The organism is Exiguobacterium sibiricum 7-3 (assembly GCF_000620865.1).
Lineage (GTDB): Bacteria > Bacillota > Bacilli > Exiguobacteriales > Exiguobacteriaceae > Exiguobacterium_A > Exiguobacterium_A sibiricum_A.
In genome coordinates this window covers 1-20628 of the sequence record NZ_KK211190.1, presented here as the reverse complement: position 1 = coordinate 20628, position 20628 = coordinate 1, and the positions used below count along the sequence as shown (strand labels likewise).

The following is a 20628-nucleotide window of genomic DNA, read 5'->3' as shown; positions in this document are numbered from 1 at the left end:
CCGCAGTGGGTAGAATGATTACACCACGTCAGCACATCTTTCACAATTATAGATAGTTCAATTTTTTTAAGCAAGGAGATGCGTCTTCTTTTTTTAAAGACAAGATTGTTTCATGTACGTTTTGCTGTAGTTCCAAGCAATCTTCTATTTGATTACCGGAACAGCAACAAACCCCTGAAGACCTTTACCGGTCGACAGGGGCTTGCTCATATTCATTCGGGTAAGACTTTTTTTAAACGCTTATCGAAGTCACGGCGCGGCATCAGGATACTCGCTCCGCATCCTTGGCATTTAATTCGGATGTCCATCCCGACGCGGATGATTTGCCAACGGTTCGTTCCGCAAGGATGTTGTTTTTTCATTTCGACATAATCATGAAGATTGTACGTTTTTGGCATCATCGGCTTGACCACCATTCCCTTGTTCTGTATTCATCATGACCATCCGTGGATACGGAATCTTAATTCCTTCCAGTTCGAGTCCTTGCTTCAGTTCTTTCCGGATCAAGCGTCCTGCCTGAAAATGCTGCATCGGCGGCACTTCTGCCATCAGACGGTAGACGACTTCAGACGGTCCAAGTGTCTGGACACCGAGCATTTGAATCGGCTCAATAAACATATCTGTATATTTTTCCGTCGTCACGTTAGCAATTTGATGCAAGACCTGTTCGACCCGTTCCAAATCTTCTTCATACGAGACTTGTACATCGACTAAAGCAAAACTGTTGTCGACGGAAAAGTTCGTCACCTGCAGAATTTGTCCGTTCGGAATGATATGGATTTCTCCATTCAATCCCTTTAACTTCGTCGTCCGGATTCCGAGTTCTGTGACGACCCCTTCAATCAAACCGACACGGACAAAGTCACCGACCTTGAATTGACGTTCGAAAATGATGAAGGCTCCGGTAATGATATCCTGAACCAGGTTCTTCGCCCCAAATGAGATGGCAAGTCCGGCGATACCGGCACTGGCGACAAGACCTGTAATGTTGATTCCGAACTGACTGAGGACCGTCAAGAGCATGACGATACCAAGAACATAACGGATAGCATTTTGGAGCAGTTTCAACAATGTTTCATTTTGGCGTTGTGCCAACGAATCATGTTCATTAATCTTTCGAATCGTAAACAATCGTGAAACCGCGCCTGTTAAAATACGCATCAGTATATAAAAACCGGCGATAATGATCACGGCGATCAATAACTTCAATCCAAAGCGGATCCACATGTCTGCGTCCATGACTTGATCTAGAATCCGATCGACCTGGGCGACTGAATCCTGTACGTCTTTATTGGTAGCCATTCTCTCCATCCTTTCGACTTCTCTCTATTACGACAGTATACGTGATTTTAAATGACTTTCAACCAAAGAACCGATTTTGACGTTAGATTTTCACAAAAACCGGGAAAGGAAAATCATTACAGAATGCCTTCACTCTCACCACGACACCAGGATGCTGACACCAGGAGAAGAAAGGATGATCCAGATGAATTTCCGTTTTCATTCTCACGAAAAAAAGCCCTATTCTTTCTTTTTAGAATATACGGAACCATTCGCTAAGGAACGACTGGCCGAACAGTTGCATGAACAGGTCAATGCCATGAAGGAAAACCGTCCCGTCGTCCTTGTCTGTATCGGTTCCGACCGGTCAACCGGCGACTCACTCGGACCGCTCGTCGGAACCTTTTTGGAAAAAAATCGACCGGCGAACATGCATGTCTACGGGACATTGGCCAAACCGGTCCATGCCTTGAATCTGGCCGAAACCATTCATTCGATTCAAACGACACATTACCGTCCGCTCGTTATCGCCATCGATGCCTGTCTCGGCCGCCTGTCGAGTGTTGGTCATGTCTTCTTCTCGGAAGGTCCGCTTGCTCCTGGTGCCGGTGTCCAAAAAGAATTACCGGCTGTCGGTGATTTTAATATTAAAGCTGTCGTCAATGTCAGTGGCTTCATGGAAATGATGATTCTTCAAAATACGCGCCTCCACCTTGTTTATGAGTTGGCTGAACTCGTTGCCGATAGCTTTGCCTTGCTCGATACGAAGCTTGCGGCTGAAACTACACGTACAACTATCTCCTTCACACCACGCTCGATTTAATGGCAGTATTTTTCCTTTCTTTTATCCTGTAAGTTTCAAAAAAAGGATCCATTCCAAGTGCAGTACTGGAATGGATCCTTTGCTATTAATCTTCTTCGGGTAAAAGCAGTTCAAGAATTCGGTTTAAATCGTCCTCGTCCGTAAAATCAATTTCGAGTTTTCCGGCTTGTTTCGCCATCTTGATGCGAACAGTCGCCCCAATCCGTTCCCGTAACGTCTCTTCGATGAAATCCAGTTCCGTTGACTGTTTGGCTGCCGGACGCACCTGTTTTTTTTCACGCAACTCTTGCTCGAGGCGCCGGACATTCCAGTTTTCACGCATGACGCGTTCCGCCATCCGTTCAATCTTCAGTGGCTGTTTTAAGGACAATAAAGCCCGTGCATGCCCCATCGATAACCGTTCTTCCATGACGGCTTGCTGAACCTCGGCCGGTAACTGCAATAAACGGAGACTGTTCGTGATGTGGGAACGGCTTTTTCCGACCCGGTTCGCCAGTTCCGCCTGCGTGACGTTAAACTCTTCGAGCATCTCTGCGTAAGCCATCGCTTCTTCAATCGCACTCAAGTCGGCACGTTGGATATTTTCGATCAGTGCCAGTTCCATGACACGGGTTTCGTTCGCTTCGATAATCAAGACCGGGACACGATTAAATCCGGCCTGTTTTGCAGCTTGATAACGACGTTCACCGGCGATGATTTCGTAAAATCCCTCACGTGGACGAACGACAATCGGTTGAATCATTCCATGGCGTGTCAAGGAATTGGCGAGTTCTGCCAACGCTTTCTCGTGGAACTGTTTCCGCGGTTGCCCCGGATTCGGTCGGATGGCTCCAATCGGTATTTCATTCATGCTAATCTCTCCTAAACGTAGCGGAAGGCACGACCGCTAGTTTACGGACGTGCCTTCACGATGCGGATCCGCACCTCGACATATTCTTCACAATCGACTTCTTCTTTTTCGACCGTCAAACCGGTCCGTTCAATCATATCCACAGAATCACGAATCGTATTTAAAGCGATCCGCGTATCCCGGGCAAAGCTTTTATGACGCTTTTTCGGAACTTTTGGTGTCAACAACCGTTCAACCCGTTGTTCCGTCTCTTTGACGTTCCATTCTCGTTCAATGATTTCAACCAACACTTGAAGCTGTAAGTCAGCTGCTTTTAACGGCAGGAGGGCCCGCGCATGGCGTTCCGTGATTTTCCGTTGTTTCAGGGCTTCACGGACCGTTTCCGGCAATCGCAGTAAACGAAGCTTGTTCGCAATCGTCGACTGGCTCCGTCCAAGTCTGCGCGCCAGCACTTCCTGTGTGATTTCTTGCATCGCAAGCAACCGCGCATATGCTTCCGCTTCTTCGATTGGCGTCAATTCTTCACGTTGTAGATTTTCGATGAGTGCGAGGGCAGCCGTCGTCTCGTCTGTCATCTGTTTAATGATAGCGGGAATCGTCTCCCATCCGAGCGATTGAACCGCCCGAAAACGGCGTTCGCCGGCGATGATTTCATATCCTTCGCCTTGTTTTCGGACGACAATCGGTTGCAGTAAACCATGTTCTTCAATCGTGGTCGCTAGTTCGGTAATCCGTTCCCCGTCAAAGACGGTCCGCGGTTGGAACTGGTTGGCGACCAATTCCGTTAACTTCAACTCACGGACGGTATCTTGTGGATCTAGCTCTAGGGAAACGGTTTGTCCTCCCTTACCGAGCAGTTTGGCAATTGCATTCTTCACGTTGGTGTACCTCGCCTTCATCAGTCATCGTTTCACGTGAAACGGTGTTTAACCCAGTGGATCTTTTGCCGGTGTACCTGCTTTACGCGGATATTTCCCGGGTGTTAATCGTTTTTTATCGACAATTACGATATTACGCTCACTTTCTTCCCCTGGCAATTGGAATTGGAAACTTTCCCGCAAATTTCCACCCAACACCTTCAAGGCCGTCGCGCCCTCTTCCAGTTCTTCACCCAGTTTCGCGGCTTTTAAAGCGACGAATTGCCCGCCGACTTTCGCAAGCGGTAAACAGTATTCCGCAAGAACCGACATCCGGGCAACGGCACGCGCTGTCACAACATCAAAATGTTCCCGGAACTGTTTATTTTTCCCGAATTCTTCGGCACGTCCGTGGTGGAAGGCGACGCCTTCGAGCTCAAGTTCCGTCGCGAGCATGTTCAAGAAGCCGATCCGTTTATTGAGTGAATCGATGATCGTGACTTTCAGATGCGGGAACATGATTTTGATTGGCAAACTCGGGAAACCGGCGCCGGCACCGACGTCACAGACCGTTTCGACTTTCGTGAAGTCAAAGTAGAATGCCGCTGTGATCGAATCGTAAAAGTGTTTCAGATAAACACCTTCCTCATCCGTGATCGCCGTCAAATTCATTTTTTCGTTCCATTCGACGAGTAGTTCATAATACCGTCGGAACTGTTGCAATTGATGCTCTGAGACTTCGAGTCCTTGATCCGCTAATGCGGTTACGAATTGCTGTTGATTCATTCTCTTCACTCCGCAGTCAATGCGTATTGGCCTTGTTCGATATAGACGAGCAAAATCGAAATATCAGACGGATTGACCCCTGAAATTCGTGATGCTTGTCCGATCGAGAGCGGACGCACTTGGTTTAGTTTTTGTTTCGCTTCAATGGCGAGACCACTGATGACATCGTAATCAAGACGTTCTGGAATCCGTTTTTTCTCCATCCGCATCATCCGCTCGACTTGATCCAACTGTTTGTCGATATAACCGGCATATTTGACCTGGATTTCAACCTGTTCGGCTGCTTCCGGAGAGAGTGCGACTGGTGCCGGTGTCATTTCCGCAATCATCGCATACGTGATTTCCGGACGTTTCAGTAAGGTGATGGCATGTAATGCCTCTTTTAACGGAGAAACACCGATTTCTGTCAGCCGTTCATTGACATCACTCGTTGCTTTGATGACGACTTTTTCGAGTCGTTTCATTTCCCGCTTGATTTCTTCTTTTTTCTCGGCCAGTTTTGCGTGTCGTGTCTCGTTGATCAGTCCGAGCTCATGTCCGATATCGGATAAACGTAAATCGGCATTGTCATGACGCAACAATAACCGGTATTCGGCACGTGACGTCAACAGACGATAGGGTTCATTCGTTCCTTTTGTCACGAGATCATCGATCATGACGCCGATATATCCTTGTGAACGGGACAGAATGAGTGGATCTCTTTCCTGGACTTTCAAGGCAGCGTTAATTCCGGCCATGATGCCTTGTCCGGCTGCTTCTTCGTAGCCGCTTGTCCCGTTAATTTGTCCGGCCGTGAATAATCCGGCAATCCGTTTTGTTTCCAGTGTCGGCCAGAGTTGTGTCGGAACGACCGCATCATATTCGATCGCATAACCGGGACGCATCATTTCTGATTTCTCAAGACCCGGAATCGACCGTAAAATATCATGTTGAACGTCTTCCGGCAGACTCGTTGAAAGTCCTTGGACATAGACTTCTTCCGTGTCACGGCCTTCCGGCTCAAGGAAAATCTGGTGACGCGGTTTATCGCTGAACCGGACGACCTTATCTTCGATTGACGGACAGTAACGCGGACCCGTTCCTTTAATCATGCCGGAAAACATCGGGGAACGGTGTAGATTCGCATCGATCAACTGGTGTGTGTATTCCGTTGTATACGTCAACCAGCATGGAATCTGTTCCGTGATCATCTGTGTCGTTTCATGACTGAACGGCAATGCGACAGCATCACCCGGTTGGATTTCCGTTTTCGAATAATCGATCGTTTTCCCGTCGATCCGGGGTGGTGTACCGGTTTTGAAACGGGCGAGCTCGAAGCCGAGTTCTTCCAGGTGTTTCGACAAGTTGACCGACGGCATCTGGTTGTTCGGACCACTCTCGTACGACAGTTCACCGATGATGATTTTCCCGCGCATGAACGTTCCGGTCGTGATGATGACCGCTTTTGCCCGGTACTCGGCCCCTGTATTCGTGACGACGCCGACACACGTATCGTCTTCGATGATTAACCGCTCGACGAGTGCTTGGCGTAATAACAGATTCGGTTCGTCTTCGAGCGCTTTTTTCATCCGGTTTTGGTACTCGAATTTATCTGCCTGTGCCCGAAGTGCGCGAACAGCAGGACCTTTTGATGTGTTAAGCATTTTCATTTGAATGTACGTCGCGTCGATTGCCCGTGCCATTTCTCCGCCGAGGGCATCGATTTCCCGGACAACGATTCCTTTTGCCGGACCGCCGATTGACGGATTACAATACATGAATCCGACCATGTCGGGGTTCATCGTCAACATGACGGTTTTTGAACCCATACGGGCGGCTGCAAGAGATGCTTCAATCCCTGCATGACCGGCTCCGATGACGATGACATCGAATTCGCCTGCTTGATAAGCCATAACTGTAGTTCCTCCTTTTAAAAATCAACAACCTGACAACACTTATTTCCCTAAACAAAATTGTGAGAATAATTTATCGAGTAAACTGTCTTGCGCCGTATCGCCATTGATTTCACCGAGCGTATCCCACGCCCGGCGTAAATCGATTTGGACCATATCAATCGGCATCGACGCTTCTGCCGCACCGAGTGCATCTTCAATCATTTGGCTCGCCTGTTTGATGAGTTGAATGTGACGGGCATTCGATACGTAGGTCATGTCCTGTCCTTCGACCCCTTGTTCAAAGAAGAGCGCGGCAATCGCCGCTTCCAGATCCATGACTCCTGCTTCTTCGAGAAGTGATGTCGTAACGACGGGACGACCGTCTGCTAACTCATTGACACGCATCAGATCAATCGCTTGTGTTAAATCACTTTTATTGACGATGATAATGGCGTTCATGCCCCGAATGGCTTCGAATAATAAGACATCTTCTTCCGTCAATGCATCATTTCCGTTTAAGACGAGTAAAATCAAGTCAGCTGAGTTTAACGCTTGCCGCGATTTTTCGACACCCATCCGCTCGACGATATCTTCCGTTTCCCGGATACCGGCCGTATCAATTAATTTCAGCGGTACACCGCGGACATTGACGTATTCTTCGATCGTATCCCGTGTCGTCCCGGCAATATCCGTGACAATGGCTTTTGCTTCTTGCACCAATGTGTTGAGCAAAGACGATTTCCCGACATTCGGACGTCCGATGATCGCGGTCGACAAGCCTTCCCGCAGGATTTTTCCCTGTCGCGCCGTCGACAACAGTTCCGTTAGAATACGGCGAACTTCACCCGCATCTTTTTGAACGATTTGCTGTGTCATTTCTTCCGCATCATATTCCGGATAGTCGATGTTGACTTCAATCGAAGCAATCGTCTGCAACAATTGTTCGCGTAAATCTTGGACGAGTTTCGATAACCGTCCTTCGATTTGACCAACCGCGACCGTCATCGCCCGGTCCGTTTTCGCCCGGATCAAGTCCATGACGGCCTCTGCCTGGGACAAGTCAATCCGACCGTTCAGGAAAGCCCGTTTCGTGAATTCACCCGGTTCTGCAAGACGGACGTCCGGTTGTTCGAGAATCAGTTCGAGCACCCGATTGACGGCCACGATTCCGCCGTGACAATTCAGTTCGACGACATCTTCCCGCGTAAAGGTTTTCGGTGCCCGCATGACACTGACCATGACTTCATCGACGACTTGTTCTGTCGTCTGTTCAACCAACTTGCCGTAATGAATCGTATGTGTCGGGACTTCATTCAACCGGTTGGCACCGCGGTAGACGCGATCGGCTGTTTCGACTGCTTTAGGACCGGATAAACGGACGATCGCAATCGCTCCTTCACCCATCGGCGTCGAAATGGCGGCTATCGTATCAAATTCCATCATCAGTTGTTCACACCTCGTTTTCTGCAATCTTTTCTATAGTTAAATGTTCAGGAATCTATAAATGGGTATAACGTGACAACTATACACGAAATAGCGCAAAAGAAAAAGAGCGACACTCTGTAAAACGGAGTATCGCTCTTACTTGTTGTTAACGTTTCTTTTTCGGTTTTTTTGGAGCAGGAGCAGCATTTGCCGCTTCTTGTTCACGTTTTGAAGCAATCGTTGCTTCCGTCTGCGCTTTGATCTTCTCACGCATTGGCTTCATGATGGCAACCGTCACGATAATGGAGAAGATGTAACCGACGACCCAGTATAGAGACAAGGCAGATGGTAACGTCACACCCATGACGAAGATCATGATCGGGAAGACGTACAACATGATTTTCATCTGTGGGTTGTCATCTTGTCCCGCCATCGAAAGTTTTTGTTGCAGGTACGTAAAGATGGCCGATAAGATCGGTAAGATAAAATACGGATCTGGTTTTCCAAGATCGAACCAAAGGAACGTATGCTGGAAAATTGCCGGTGTATAGATGATTGCATTATAGAAGGCAATCAAAATCGGCATTTGAATCAAGATCGGTAAACAGCCGGCAAGCGGATTGACATTGTGCTCTTGATACAGCTTCATCATTTCCTGTTGCAATTTCTGCTGTGTTTCCTGATCTTTCGAACTGTATTTTTCACGTAATTTGACCATTTCCGGTTGAATGACCTGCATTCCACCCATGCTCTTCGTCTGTTTGATCATCAACGGCAGGATGACGAGACGAACAAGTAACGTCGTGACGATGATTCCGATTCCATAATCCCCATTAAAGAAATGCGAAATTTCACGAATGAGCCAAGCCATCGGCCAAACAAAGTAATGTTTCCAGAAACCTTCTGTATCACCAGTAATCGGTTCACCTGTTCCGTATGTCCCAGGTGTACAACCGGATAGAACGACCGCGAGTACGGACATCAATCCGAGAGTCAGCCAAATCTTAGTTCTCTTGTTCATAATTCCTCCTAGTAATGTTTACACGTGGTCGGTCCTCGAAGTTCTATCTATATATAGAAGCAGGCGAGTGGCCGCTACAAATCAACAGGATATACTACACGTTTATTTTACCTGTCGCTTCCAGACACCGGATCGTTTAAAGACATGGCGTAAACTGTCAGCAACTTCTTGAGCAGTCATCTTCGCAGCCGGATTGCGTGCGATGATCACAAAATCATAATTCGGGGCAAGCGAGGCTTCATGAAGCTGGCATGCTTCACGTACATACCGTTTAACCTGATTACGGACAACGGCATTCCCGATTTTCTTACTCACCGATAAACCAATCCGAAAGTGAGTTTGCTGCTCTTTCTTTAGTGCATATACGACAAATTGCCGATTTGCGACAGAGGCTCCCCGAGTAAACACCGCTTGGAACTCCTTGTCTTTCTTGACGCGGTATTCCTTCTTCACCTTGATCACACTCCATCCTGTCATCACGAAAATTCGTCGTCTTTCATCATATCATAGAACAAACCCGCTCTGCGAGAGGGGTCTTGTGACAAAAGCACGAACATCCCTTAAAACTACAAAAAAAAGATCACTTCAGGCAGCGCCAGAAGTGATCTCATCATCGCTCGATTATACAGTCAAGGCTTTGCGGCCTTTAAGACGGCGAGCAGCCAAGATCCGGCGGCCACTCTTCGTTGCCATGCGCGCACGGAATCCGTGAACTTTTTTGCGCTTACGGTTGTTTGGGTTGAAAGTTGGTTTCATTAGTCTGCACCTCCTTTAAAAATTACTCTATAAAAATCATCGTTTTCTACTTTAAGGCAGTCTTGTATATTATATAAAGCAAAAGTGACCTTGTCAATGAAAGTTCGTAAGAATTATTACAAGCATTTTCAGCAAAAATGACGGGATTCGTGAAAATAGGATTCCCCAGTCGGTTTCATATCATACGATACGATTTGTCGATCGGACGGAATGGAAAACGAATCAATCCATACCTTTTTCAAACTATCCACAGACTTATCCACACTATCCACACTTTCCGTGGATAACTCATCACTTTGTCTACAATAGTATTTTTTAAAATCAGCGTCAAGGTTTGTTTTTTGGATTTTTTGCTTTCACTTTTTTTGTTTTGTGCATAACTTTTTCTGAACGCTTCCTCTTTCGAAAAGTTATACACATCTTATCCACAGTTTATCCACACTGTCCACAGCCTGTGGGTAACTGCCTGTGTATATGTGGATTTACTTGTGGATAAATCGTTCTAAGCATTGCCAGACCTCATTTCATTTGGTACACTAATTGTGCATAACAAGAACGTAAGACAATTTGATTCTTCAAGTTATACACAACCTGTGGATAACTTTATACACAGAAATCAGCCCCTGTGGATAACGTTATCCACAGTTTTTATGTTCTGGGGATAAGTCGTGTTTCTTCATTAACCTTGTCCTGTGCATAAAGCTGTGTATAGTTTTTTATATCATGATAGAAAAAGGGGGGTATTTATGAAAAACGCTGCCGAACTTTGGCACAATGTATTATCTGTAATCGAGGAAGAACAACGTACCCCAAAAGCGAGTTACGACATGTGGTTAAAGTCTACCGAGGGTGTGACACTCAACGGCACGACTTTAATCGTCTCGGCACCAGCGGCATTTACCGTTACGTGGTTGGAACGTCAGTACTTATCTCTATTAGAAGATACCGTCGAAGAAGTTACTGGAAGCCGGCTTGATATTCAGTTTATCGAGGAAGGTCAAGCAAAACATATGCTCGATCGTCAAAATGAGGAAGAAGAAGTGATTGAAGTCGCACCACCGAAGACTAAAACACAAAAGACCCGTAAGTCCTCTGATGAACTGGTCATGAGTGAACTCGGACAGTTGAATGAAAAATATACGTTCGATACGTTTGTCATCGGATCGGGGAATCGTTTTGCACACGCTGCTTCTTTGGCTGTAGCGGAAGCTCCAGCCAAAGCCTACAATCCGCTTTTCATCTACGGTGGCGTCGGGCTGGGGAAAACGCACTTAATGCATGCGATTGGTCAATATGTCCAGGATCAAAAACTGGGGACAAAAATCGCGTACGTTTCCTCTGAACAGTTCACGAACGACTTCATTAACTCCATTCGGGATAACAAAACGGTTCAGTTCCGCAATAAATACCGGAACATCGATGTTCTATTAATAGATGATATTCAGTTCCTCGCCGGAAAAGAACAAACGCAGGAAGAATTTTTCCACACATTTAATGCCTTGCATAACGATCAGAAACAAATCATCATCTCAAGTGACCGTCCACCTAAAGAAATTCCGACACTTGAAGACCGATTGCGTTCCCGTTTCGAGTGGGGCTTGATTACAGACATCACACCACCGGATCTTGAAACACGAATTGCCATCCTTCGTAAAAAAGCGAATGCGGAACAACTGGATGTTTCCAATGAAGTCATGCTCTACATCGCGAGCCAGATCGATACGAACATTCGTGAACTCGAAGGGGCCTTAACCCGCGTCATTGCTTACGCCAACCTGGTCGGACGGACGATTGATCCGAATGTTGCCGCTGAAGCGTTGCATAACATCATGCCTGCGAGTGAACCACGAAAAGTCACGATTCGTGATATTCAGGAATCAGTCAGTAAGCACTTTAATCTTCCGTTTGATGATTTAAAAGCTAAAAAACGGACGAAGTCGATTGCTTTTCCCCGTCAGATTGCCATGTACCTGTCGCGGGAGATGACAGAAAGCTCATTACCGAAGATTGGTGAGGAATTTGGGGGACGTGATCACACGACCGTCATTCACGCACATGAAAAAATCAGTACACTCGTCAAATCGGATGGAGAAACAGGAAAAGTCATTGAACAAATCAAGCATGAATTGAAGCATTCGTAAACCTGTGGATAAGCTGTGGATAAAAGAGGCTAGTTATCCACAAGTTATCCACATGCGTTTTGGCTCTATACCAAGTTATCCACCGACTTATCCACACTATCCACAGCCCCTAATACTATTATTAAAAAAATATATTATTATGTTATGATGATGTAACGCCCATTTTGAGAGGAGCTTAACGACAATATGCATATTACAATTCAACGGGATACTTTAATCCAAGCAATTCAAGATGTAGCAAAAGCTGTTTCATCCCGGACAACGATTCCGATCTTAACGGGAATCAAACTCGAAGCCCATGGAGATGGTATGACGCTGACAGGAAGCGATACGGAAATCTCAATCGAACGGACCATCTATGCAGAAGAGAACGGCACTTCATATGTCACGGTTCATCGTGCAGGCAGTGTCGTCTTGAATGCCCGCTTCTTTGGGGATATCGTCAAGAAGTTACCGACAGACGAAGTGATCTTGGAAGTTTCACCAAACTTCATGACACGGATTCAATCGGGTACGGCAGAGTTTCATTTGAACGGACTCGATCCGGATGAATTCCCACGCTTGCCGCAAGTCGACGGAGGACAACAGTTCCGTTTACCAGCTGATCTGTTACGGTCAATGATCCGTCAAACGAGCTTTGCCGTCGCAGTACAGGAAACGCGTCCTGTGTTGACGGGTGTTAACTTCTCGGCGGATAAGGACATCTTGACATGCGTCTCGACGGACAGTCACCGGCTTGCCTTACGACGTGCTCAGTTTGAGACGGACAATGAGATTTCGTTCCAAAACGTCATCGTACCGGGAAAAAGCTTAAACGAATTATCCAAATTACTTAGTGATGGTCACGTCGACATTACGATTACGAATCAACAGATACTGTTTAAGATGAAACATGTCTTATTCTTCTCGCGTCTGCTTGACGGAAACTATCCGGATACATCACGTTTGATTCCGGAAGAGTACCGGACTGCGGTCCGCATGAATGCAAAGGAATTACTTCAAGCGATTGACCGTGCATCACTTCTTGCACGGGAAGACCGTAACAACGTCATCAAGTTCGCAGCTGAAGGAACGACGGCAGTTGAAATTTCTTCCCACTCACCGGAAGTCGGTAAAGTGTCGGAGCAAGTCAGTATCTTATCGCTTGAAGGAGAAGAGCTGAAAATCTCGTTCAACTCGAAATACATGATGGATGCGTTAAAGGCACTCGATGCGACGGATATCGAGATCCAGTTCACCGGTTCGATCCGACCATTCATCCTGCACCCGGTTGACCAAGACAACGTCCTGCAGCTGATCCTGCCAGTCCGGACAGCATGATTCATACCCAAGGAACCCTTTACGTTCCTTGGGCTTTTTTTGAAATCCGTATATACGTTCGTTCATTTTGCCAAATCGCAAGTTTTTTAGTACAATAAAGAGTACGTCATTTATAATATGTAGGTAGGAGGAGTCAAACCATGAATCAAATCAAGATTTCAACAGAATATGTCACATTAGGTCAGTTCCTGAAACTTTCTGATATCATCTCGAGCGGTGGACAAGCTAAACCGTTCCTCGCCGAGGTACCCATTCTTGTCAACGGTGAAGTCGATCAGCGACGTGGTCGTAAATTACGGGATGGAGATGTGATTGACGTAGAAGATTACGGTCAGTTCATCATTAAGAACGAGGGAAACTAACGTGCGACTAGATTCGGTCCGGCTCAGTCATTATCGCAACTATGAGTCGTTGGAATTATCTTTTTCCGAAAAGACGAATGTGCTGATCGGGGAGAATGCGCAAGGGAAGACGAATCTCCTGGAAGCCATCTATGTTCTTGCCCTTGCGAAGTCTCACCGGACGACGCATGACAAAGAATTGATTCAGTGGGATGCCGAGACAGCTCGTGTCGAAGGACGGATTCATAAAAGAAGAGGATCTCACTCGCAGGAAATCGCGATTTCGAGTCGCGGTAAAAAAGCGAAGTTGAATCATCTCGAACAGCGCCGGCTCAGTGATTATGTCGGCGCATTGAATATCGTGTTGTTTGCACCAGAAGACTTACACATCGTCAAAGGCAGTCCACAAATCAGACGTCGTTTTTTGGATATGGAAATTGGTCAGGTCAGTCCGGTCTATCTACATGAACTCAGTCAATATTTAAAAGTTCTCAAACAACGGAATGCGTTGCTGAAACAGTTATCGATTAAAGGTGGGGACGAAACGTTTCTCGATGTCTTGACGGAGCAGATGATTACGCTTGCCGTTAAAATCGTTCAGCGCCGTCATCACTTCATTGCCCAGCTCGAAAAGTGGGCACGTCCGATTCATGAAGGAATCAGTCGTGGACAGGAACAGCTCGTCCTTATTTACCGTTCGGATACATTTAGCAATGATTTGCTCGATGTCGAAGGAATGACTGCTTCTTACATGCAGAAGTTTGGTAAAATAAAGACAAACGAAATCCGAAGAGGTGTGACCTTGTTCGGTCCGCATCGGGACGACTTCGAAATGGAAGTCAACGGTCGGAATGTCCAGACTTATGGTTCACAAGGACAACAACGAACGGCAGCACTCTCTTTGAAGTTAGCAGAGATTGAATTGATTCATGAAGAAGTGGGAGAATATCCATTGCTACTTCTAGACGATGTCTTATCCGAGCTCGATGATCATCGTCAAACCCATTTGCTCGATACGATGCAACAAAAGGTGCAAACCATTCTGACGACAACGAGTGTCGATGGAATTGCACATGAAACGATCAAACAGGCGAAGTTGTTCCACGTGAAACAGGGGGCCGTCATTTTGGAAGAGACATCATACAAAGAAATAGTAGGTGAGAAAACCGATGAGTAATCATGAAGATATGGAATTAGAACAAGGGTACGGTGCCGATCAAATTCAGGTGCTTGAAGGTCTAGAAGCCGTTCGGAAACGTCCGGGTATGTATATCGGATCGACTGCATCGAAGGGGCTTCACCATTTAGTGTGGGAAATCGTCGATAACTCAATCGATGAAGCACTTGCAGGATATTGCGATACGATTAAAGTTACGATTGAACCGGGTAATTCGATTCTGGTTGAAGATAACGGACGGGGAATCCCGGTCGATATCCAGGAGAAGATGGGACGTCCGGCAGTTGAAGTCATTTTGACAGTCCTTCATGCCGGCGGTAAATTCGGAGGCGGCGGATACAAAGTATCCGGTGGTCTTCACGGTGTTGGGGCATCTGTCGTTAACGCACTCTCGACGAAACTTGAAGTTTTCGTCAAACGGAATGAAAAATTGTATTACCAAGCCTATCACCGCGGTGTACCGGCTGCTGATTTAGAGATTATCGGTACGTCGGAAGAAACCGGGACGATGATCCGTTTCTTCCCGGATGATGAGATCTTCCAGGAAACACTTGAATACGATTATGATCTGCTTGCGACACGACTTCGTGAGCTGGCATTCTTAAATAAAGGACTGACGATCGAAATTACGGATGATCGTGCGGATGAACCGATTACGCGCAGTTTCCATTACGAAGGCGGAATCAAGTCGTACGTCGAGCATTTAAACCGTTCGAAAGAAGTCGTCCACGAAGAACCTGTTTATGTGCACGGAAACCGGGACGGGATTGAAGTCGAAGTGGCGTTGCAATATAACGATGGTTTTGCAGCCAACATCTACTCGTTCACGAACAATATCCCGACACATGAGGGTGGAACACACGAAACCGGTTTTAAAACGGCTTTGACACGTGTCATCAATGATTACGCGAAAAAATTCGGTCTGATGAAAGAAGCCGACGGTACGTTGTCCGGGGAAGATGTGCGTGAAGGGATGACGGCAATCGTCTCGATCAAACACCCGAATCCACAGTTCGAAGGACAGACGAAAACGAAACTTGGGAACTCGGATGCACGGACGGCAACGGATACGTTGTTCTCGTCTGCGTTTGAACAGTTCATGATGGAGAACCCGACAAGTGCCCGTGCGATCGTCGAAAAAGGAATGATGGCGTCTCGTGCCCGGATGGCTGCGAAACGTGCCCGTGAATTAACACGACGTAAAGGGGTCCTTGAAGTGAGTTCACTTCCAGGAAAGCTTGCCGACTGTTCATCACGTGATGCGACGATTTCTGAAATCTACATCGTTGAGGGTGACTCGGCGGGTGGTTCAGCAAAATCTGGACGTGATCGTCATTTCCAAGCCATCTTACCGATTCGAGGTAAGATCTTGAACGTCGAAAAAGCACGCCTTGATAAGATTCTTGGCAGTAACGAAATCCGGACGATCATTACGGCGCTCGGAACGAGTATCGGTTCTGAATTCAATATCGAGAAAGCCCGGTATCACAAAGTCATCATCATGACCGATGCCGACGTCGATGGTGCCCACATCCGGACACTGTTATTGACATTCTTCTATCGTTACATGCGTCCGCTTGTCGAGCACGGTTACGTCTACATTGCCCAACCGCCGCTTTACGGGATTAAACAAGGGAAAAACATCACGTACGTGCACAACGAACGTGAGTTGAATGAAGCATTAGCAGCACTTCCGGAAAACGCACGATACGACATTCAGCGTTATAAAGGTCTCGGTGAGATGGATCCGGAGCAACTGTGGGAAACCACGATGGATCCGAGTGGTCGTCAAATGCTGCGTGTCGAATTACAGGACGCGATCGAAGCAGATGAGGTCTTTGACATTTTGATGGGAGACCAGGTAGAACCACGTCGTGACTTTATCCAGTCGCACGCCCACTATGTGAAGAACTTGGATATTTAACGTTGAATAGAGAGGGTGGCCATACGAATGTCCGATCAACAAGGGATCATTAAAGATATCAACATCAGTCAAGAAATGCGTACATCCTTCATGGATTATGCGATGAGTGTCATCGTCGCACGTGCTTTACCGGATGTCCGTGATGGTTTAAAACCAGGTCATCGTCGTATTTTGTATGCGATGAATGACCTCGGTATCCGCGCGGATAAACCGCATAAGAAGTCTGCCCGTATCGTCGGTGAAGTTATCGGTAAGTATCACCCGCACGGTGATTCTGCTGTTTACGACACGATGGTTCGGATGGCGCAGGACTTCAGTTACCGGTATGAACTCGTCGATGGTCACGGAAACTTTGGTTCTGTCGACGGCGATTCAGCCGCTGCCATGCGATATACGGAAGCCCGTATGTCAAAAATCGCGATGGAAATCATTCGTGATATCAATAAAAATACCGTCAATTTCAAAGATAACTACGATGGATCAGAACGGGAACCGGAAGTGTTACCATCCCGCTTCCCGAACTTGCTCGTCAACGGTTCGAGCGGGATTGCAGTCGGGATGGCGACGAACATTCCGCCTCACCAACTCGGTGAAGTCATCGATGGTGTCCTTGCCTTGTCGCATAATCCGGATATCACGATTTCCGAATTGATGCAGCACATTCCAGGACCAGATTTCCCGACAGCCGGTGAAATCTTGGGACGTAGTGGTATTCGTCGTGCTTATGAAACTGGACGTGGGTCAATCATCGTCCGGGCGAAAGCCGAAATCGAGCAGACGAAAAAAGATCGTGAACGGATCATCGTCACGGAGTTGCCTTACCAGGTCAACAAAGCCCGTCTCGTTGAAAAGATTGCCGATCTCGTCCGTGAGAAAAAAATCGAAGGTATCACTGATTTACGTGATGAATCTGATCGCCGCGGTATGCGTGTCGTCATGGAGATTCGCCGTGATGCCAACGCAAGTGTCATTCTTAACAATCTCTATAAACAAACGTCGATGCAAACAACATTTGGGGTCAACATGCTTGCGATCGTCAGTGGACGTCCACGTACATTGACACTGAAAGAAATGTTGTATCACTATCTTGAGCACCAAAAAGAAATCGTCCGTCGCCGGACGCAGTTTGATCTCGAGAAAGCAGAAGCACGGGAACATCTCTTAGCTGGTTTACGGATTGCCCTTGATCACCTCGATGAAGTCATCAAGATTATTCGTGCGAACCGGACAGCGGATGCTGCCCGTGAACAGTTGATGGAACGGTTTGCTTTATCCGAGAAACAATCACAAGCGATTCTCGACATGCGTCTGCAACGGTTGACGGGTCTTGAGCGTGAGAAGATTGACGCCGAGTACGAGGAAATCATGCAATTGATCACGGAACTCAAAACAATCCTCGAAAGCGATGAAGTCTTGCTTGAATTGATCCGGACAGAACTCGAAGAAGTGAAAGAACGCTTCAACGATAAACGTCGGACTGAAATTCGGATGGACCACATTGAATTCGAAGATGAAGATTTGATTCCGGAAAAAGATATCATCATTACGTTGACGAGCAGCGGCTACATCAAACGCTTGACGACGGATTCTTATCGTGCACAGCGCCGCGGTGGACGCGGTGTCCAAGGAATCGGCACGAACGATACGGATTATGTAACACGTCTGTTGTCGTGTTCGACACATGATACGATTCTCTTCTTTACGAATCGTGGAAAAGTCTACCGGATTCGCGGGTATGAAGTACCGGAGATGAGCCGGACATCGAAAGGTGTACCAATCATCAACTTGATTCAAATCGAACGTGATGAGAAGGTCGAGACGATGATTCCGGTCAACTTCAAACGTTACCTTGAAGAACAAGAGGCAGCGGAAGCGACTGAGAACATTATTGATGTCGAAGTCACTTCGGAAGAGGCACCGGACAGTCTTGAAGAACCGGAAGAAGCGCTCGATGCAGAAGAAGTAATGCAGGATGAACAGAAATCGTTGATCTTCATGACACGTAAAGGTCGTGTCAAACGTTCACCGTTATCTGCTTACGCCCGGATCAATAAAAATGGATTGATTGCGATTCGTCTGTTTGAAGATGATGAATTGACATCGGTTCGTCTTGCCTCTACAGAAGATGAAGTCTTTACTGTCTCGAATACCGGAAAAGCCATCCGCTTCCCAATTACGAACGTTCGCTCAATGGGACGTGGTGCCCGAGGCGTCAAAGCGATGAACTTATCGGCAGACGCGATCGTCATCGGAATGGAACTTGCCCGTGATGAGCAGGATGTACTCGTCATTACGGAAAAAGGTTTCGGGAAACGGACGCCAATGACAGAGTTCCGCACCCAGTCACGTGGTGGTAAAGGATTGATTGCCAGTAAAGTGACAGATCGTGTCGGACAAATCGTTGCACTCCGGATTGTTGATGTTGATGATGACATCATGATCATGACGGAAAGCGGCATCGTCATTCGAACAGATTCACAAAATATCTCGAGTGTGGGACGTAATGCACAAGGGGTCAAAGTGATTCGAATCGAAGAAGGCGATCGTGTCGCGACAGTTGCGAAACTGAAAAAAGAAGATGCTGTCGAGGAAGAAATTGCTGTGTTAGAAGAAGGCGAAACGAGTTCGGAAGAACAGACGGTTTCAACTTCTGAGATGAACGGCGACTCTGAGCAGACAGAAGAATAAACGAAGTAGAACGACGTACAGCAGAGCGGGGACAATCTTGTCTTTACTCTGCTGTTTTTCTAAAAAATCACTTAGGGGAAGGAACGAGACAACGATGCGCGTGGCAAGTGAGCGACTTATTCTTGGTGACCGAATAACCGAATCTCTGTTTTTACATACGGATATTCCAATCGTTGAAGCAGGAAAAAAGATTGGAGCAGACGAGTTAAGACGAATCAAACGGTTCTTGATTAAAGAAGTGGACATCGAGGAACGACCTGAAGGTATGAGTGAAGCATCGATGACGGATCAAGAACTGGAAGAGATGACCGAGGACAGTTTGTTTGATTCGTTGATTGAAACATATAATCAGGTGTTTACTTCATGGGAGCAAGGATTAGTTCCAAATGTATACGATGCGTTGCGGTGGGTTAAGGAATCCATGCCGGATACGATGCGGCGGGAAGATATCTTACCGTACTTCCTTGAGCGGGGAACAGAAGCCTATACCGTGCGACATGCGATTTACCGGGGAGCGATTGCTCAATTGCTTGCGGAAGCAGCAGGGAAAGAGCGCAAGATGATTCATGATTTATGGGTAGCTTCCTATTTTGCTGATTGTGGATTAGCCCGAATCATGGAATGGCGTCACACAAAACGTTATGAAGCCATGCAACAAGAAATCTTTCACCGTCATCCCGCGATGGCATTCCAGGCCTTACAAAAAGAGAACATCATCTCCGATACAGTCAAACGATTGATCGTTCAACATCACGAGCGGCTGGACGGTTCCGGATATCCTTTGAAAGTCAAAGGGGATAAGATCATGGATCATACGAGACTGTTCATCGTAGCGGACGTCTTTGCAGCCATGACCAGTTGGCGTCCGTACCGTGATGCTTATAAGGTCTATGATGCGTACTGTCATTTAAAAGCACGACCTATGCAATACGATTCGAAGTATGTCATGCTTCTTGGACAGCTGTTATTACCGATCGAATCAGGTGATCGCGTCTTGATGAGTAATGGAAAGATTGCAACGGTCCTTCGAAAAAACAATGTATTTGATCGTCCGGTGATTATGTATGAAGAACATAATCAGCGTATTGTGAAAGACTTGATGGAGGAACGGCAACTGAACATCATTCAGCTTATGGATTAAAGATCAGTATCATGTGTATTATATATAGAAGAAACGCTCTCTTTTTCGTCATGAATTTGATGAAAAAAAGAGTTTTTCTTTTTTTTATAAAAAACACTTGTACAATAATAAATCCCATGGTATATTATTTCTTGTCCTTAAGAGGACGAGCGCACTGCCGGAAACAAGAAAAAAACTTCTTTCAAAAAGTTGTTGACTTATTGTTTCAGACTTGGTATTCTAA

General features: G+C 46.6%; 18 protein-coding genes. 8 read left to right on the top strand and 10 right to left on the bottom strand.

The features are described from left to right. Nucleotides 1–212: 212 nt before the first annotated feature. Entirely contained in the window at nucleotides 213–401 is a 189-nt protein-coding gene (locus P402_RS0101115) for a DUF951 domain-containing protein (RefSeq protein ID WP_012371900.1), read from the bottom strand. After that, on the bottom strand, nucleotides 373–1302 hold the full coding sequence (locus tag P402_RS0101110) for a mechanosensitive ion channel family protein (RefSeq protein ID WP_034769569.1): 930 nt from the start codon (nucleotides 1300–1302) through the stop codon (nucleotides 373–375). The genes P402_RS0101115 and P402_RS0101110 overlap by 29 nt, the downstream gene beginning before the upstream one ends. A gap of 184 nt (nucleotides 1303–1486) precedes the next feature. Here P402_RS0101110 and yyaC point away from each other — a divergent pair, with 184 nt between their 5' ends. Then, entirely contained in the window at nucleotides 1487–2104 is a 618-nt protein-coding gene (yyaC, locus tag P402_RS0101105; protein WP_034770119.1) for a spore protease YyaC, read from the top strand. A gap of 85 nt (nucleotides 2105–2189) precedes the next feature. On the opposite strand, the gene P402_RS0101100 is transcribed toward yyaC, so the two are convergent. The 8 genes from P402_RS0101100 to rpmH form a co-directional block, all read right to left on the bottom strand. After that, nucleotides 2190–2954: a ParB/RepB/Spo0J family partition protein gene (locus P402_RS0101100; RefSeq protein WP_026827038.1), complete on the bottom strand. Its 765-nt coding sequence runs from the start codon at nucleotides 2952–2954 to the stop codon at nucleotides 2190–2192. Between the two features lie 41 nt (nucleotides 2955–2995). Then, nucleotides 2996–3832, bottom strand: coding sequence for a nucleoid occlusion protein (gene noc, locus P402_RS0101095; protein ID WP_026827037.1), 837 nt, complete (start codon nucleotides 3830–3832; stop codon nucleotides 2996–2998). A gap of 48 nt (nucleotides 3833–3880) precedes the next feature. Beyond that, nucleotides 3881–4597: a 16S rRNA (guanine(527)-N(7))-methyltransferase RsmG gene (gene rsmG / locus P402_RS0101090; RefSeq protein WP_026827036.1), complete on the bottom strand. Its 717-nt coding sequence runs from the start codon at nucleotides 4595–4597 to the stop codon at nucleotides 3881–3883. 5 nt (nucleotides 4598–4602) lie between these two features. Continuing rightward, the gene (gene mnmG, locus P402_RS0101085) at nucleotides 4603–6489 is read right to left on the bottom strand and encodes a tRNA uridine-5-carboxymethylaminomethyl(34) synthesis enzyme MnmG (RefSeq protein WP_026827035.1); all 1887 of its coding nucleotides are present in this window, start codon (nucleotides 6487–6489) and stop codon (nucleotides 4603–4605) included. 42 nt (nucleotides 6490–6531) lie between these two features. Further along, nucleotides 6532–7914, bottom strand: a complete 1383-nt coding sequence (gene mnmE, locus P402_RS0101080; protein WP_026827034.1) for a tRNA uridine-5-carboxymethylaminomethyl(34) synthesis GTPase MnmE — start codon at nucleotides 7912–7914, stop codon at nucleotides 6532–6534. A gap of 148 nt (nucleotides 7915–8062) precedes the next feature. Beyond that, complete coding sequence (gene yidC, locus P402_RS0101075; protein ID WP_026827033.1) at nucleotides 8063–8917, bottom strand: membrane protein insertase YidC; 855 nt, start codon at nucleotides 8915–8917, stop codon at nucleotides 8063–8065. Nucleotides 8918–9019: 102 nt separating this feature from the next. Continuing rightward, entirely contained in the window at nucleotides 9020–9370 is a 351-nt protein-coding gene (gene rnpA, locus P402_RS0101070) for a ribonuclease P protein component (protein WP_012371909.1), read from the bottom strand. 168 nt (nucleotides 9371–9538) lie between these two features. Next, a complete protein-coding gene (gene rpmH, locus P402_RS0101065) occupies nucleotides 9539–9673 on the bottom strand; it encodes a 50S ribosomal protein L34 (protein ID WP_012371910.1) in 135 nt (44 codons plus the stop codon). A gap of 746 nt (nucleotides 9674–10419) precedes the next feature. On the opposite strand from rpmH, the gene dnaA reads away from it, so the two are divergent. The 7 genes from dnaA to P402_RS0101030 all read left to right on the top strand — a co-directional run bounded on the left by dnaA (nucleotide 10420) and on the right by P402_RS0101030 (nucleotide 20405). After that, entirely contained in the window at nucleotides 10420–11814 is a 1395-nt protein-coding gene (dnaA, locus tag P402_RS0101060) for a chromosomal replication initiator protein DnaA (protein ID WP_026827032.1), read from the top strand. Between the two features lie 186 nt (nucleotides 11815–12000). After that, nucleotides 12001–13134, top strand: coding sequence for a DNA polymerase III subunit beta (gene dnaN, locus P402_RS0101055; protein ID WP_012368916.1), 1134 nt, complete (start codon nucleotides 12001–12003; stop codon nucleotides 13132–13134). 140 nt (nucleotides 13135–13274) lie between these two features. After that, the gene (gene yaaA, locus P402_RS0101050) at nucleotides 13275–13496 is read left to right on the top strand and encodes a S4 domain-containing protein YaaA (RefSeq protein WP_012368917.1); all 222 of its coding nucleotides are present in this window, start codon (nucleotides 13275–13277) and stop codon (nucleotides 13494–13496) included. A 1-nt stretch (nucleotide 13497) separates the two neighbouring features. Beyond that, nucleotides 13498–14652 (top strand): DNA replication/repair protein RecF, encoded by a 1155-nt coding sequence (recF, locus tag P402_RS0101045; protein ID WP_026827031.1) that lies wholly within the window; start codon nucleotides 13498–13500, stop codon nucleotides 14650–14652. A gap of 10 nt (nucleotides 14653–14662) precedes the next feature. Further along, on the top strand, nucleotides 14663–16576 hold the full coding sequence (gene gyrB, locus P402_RS0101040) for a DNA topoisomerase (ATP-hydrolyzing) subunit B (protein WP_200868725.1): 1914 nt from the start codon (nucleotides 14663–14665) through the stop codon (nucleotides 16574–16576). A gap of 27 nt (nucleotides 16577–16603) precedes the next feature. Then, on the top strand, nucleotides 16604–19264 hold the full coding sequence (gene gyrA / locus P402_RS0101035) for a DNA gyrase subunit A (RefSeq protein ID WP_026827029.1): 2661 nt from the start codon (nucleotides 16604–16606) through the stop codon (nucleotides 19262–19264). Between the two features lie 94 nt (nucleotides 19265–19358). Further along, on the top strand, nucleotides 19359–20405 hold the full coding sequence (locus tag P402_RS0101030) for an HD-GYP domain-containing protein (RefSeq protein ID WP_026827028.1): 1047 nt from the start codon (nucleotides 19359–19361) through the stop codon (nucleotides 20403–20405). The last annotated feature ends 223 nt before the right edge of the window (nucleotides 20406–20628 follow it).

Excerpts from the sequence above, each read along its gene's own strand:
- P402_RS0101115 (WP_012371900.1), bottom strand. The coding sequence starts at position 401 with ATGATGCCAAAAACGTACAATCTTCATGATTATGTCGAAATGAAAAAA.
- P402_RS0101110 (WP_034769569.1), bottom strand. The coding sequence starts at position 1,302 with ATGGCTACCAATAAAGACGTACAGGATTCAGTCGCCCAGGTCGATCGG.
- yyaC (WP_034770119.1), top strand. The coding sequence starts at position 1,487 with ATGAATTTCCGTTTTCATTCTCACGAAAAAAAGCCCTATTCTTTCTTT.
- P402_RS0101100 (WP_026827038.1), bottom strand. The coding sequence starts at position 2,954 with ATGAATGAAATACCGATTGGAGCCATCCGACCGAATCCGGGGCAACCG.
- rsmG (WP_026827036.1), bottom strand. The coding sequence starts at position 4,597 with ATGAATCAACAGCAATTCGTAACCGCATTAGCGGATCAAGGACTCGAA.
- mnmG (WP_026827035.1), bottom strand. The coding sequence starts at position 6,489 with ATGGCTTATCAAGCAGGCGAATTCGATGTCATCGTCATCGGAGCCGGT.
- mnmE (WP_026827034.1), bottom strand. The coding sequence starts at position 7,914 with ATGATGGAATTTGATACGATAGCCGCCATTTCGACGCCGATGGGTGAA.
- yidC (WP_026827033.1), bottom strand. The coding sequence starts at position 8,917 with ATGAACAAGAGAACTAAGATTTGGCTGACTCTCGGATTGATGTCCGTA.
- rpmH (WP_012371910.1), bottom strand. The coding sequence starts at position 9,673 with ATGAAACCAACTTTCAACCCAAACAACCGTAAGCGCAAAAAAGTTCAC.
- dnaA (WP_026827032.1), top strand. The coding sequence starts at position 10,420 with ATGAAAAACGCTGCCGAACTTTGGCACAATGTATTATCTGTAATCGAG.
- dnaN (WP_012368916.1), top strand. The coding sequence starts at position 12,001 with ATGCATATTACAATTCAACGGGATACTTTAATCCAAGCAATTCAAGAT.
- yaaA (WP_012368917.1), top strand. The coding sequence starts at position 13,275 with ATGAATCAAATCAAGATTTCAACAGAATATGTCACATTAGGTCAGTTC.
- gyrB (WP_200868725.1), top strand. The coding sequence starts at position 14,663 with ATGGAATTAGAACAAGGGTACGGTGCCGATCAAATTCAGGTGCTTGAA.
- gyrA (WP_026827029.1), top strand. The coding sequence starts at position 16,604 with ATGTCCGATCAACAAGGGATCATTAAAGATATCAACATCAGTCAAGAA.
- P402_RS0101030 (WP_026827028.1), top strand. The coding sequence starts at position 19,359 with ATGCGCGTGGCAAGTGAGCGACTTATTCTTGGTGACCGAATAACCGAA.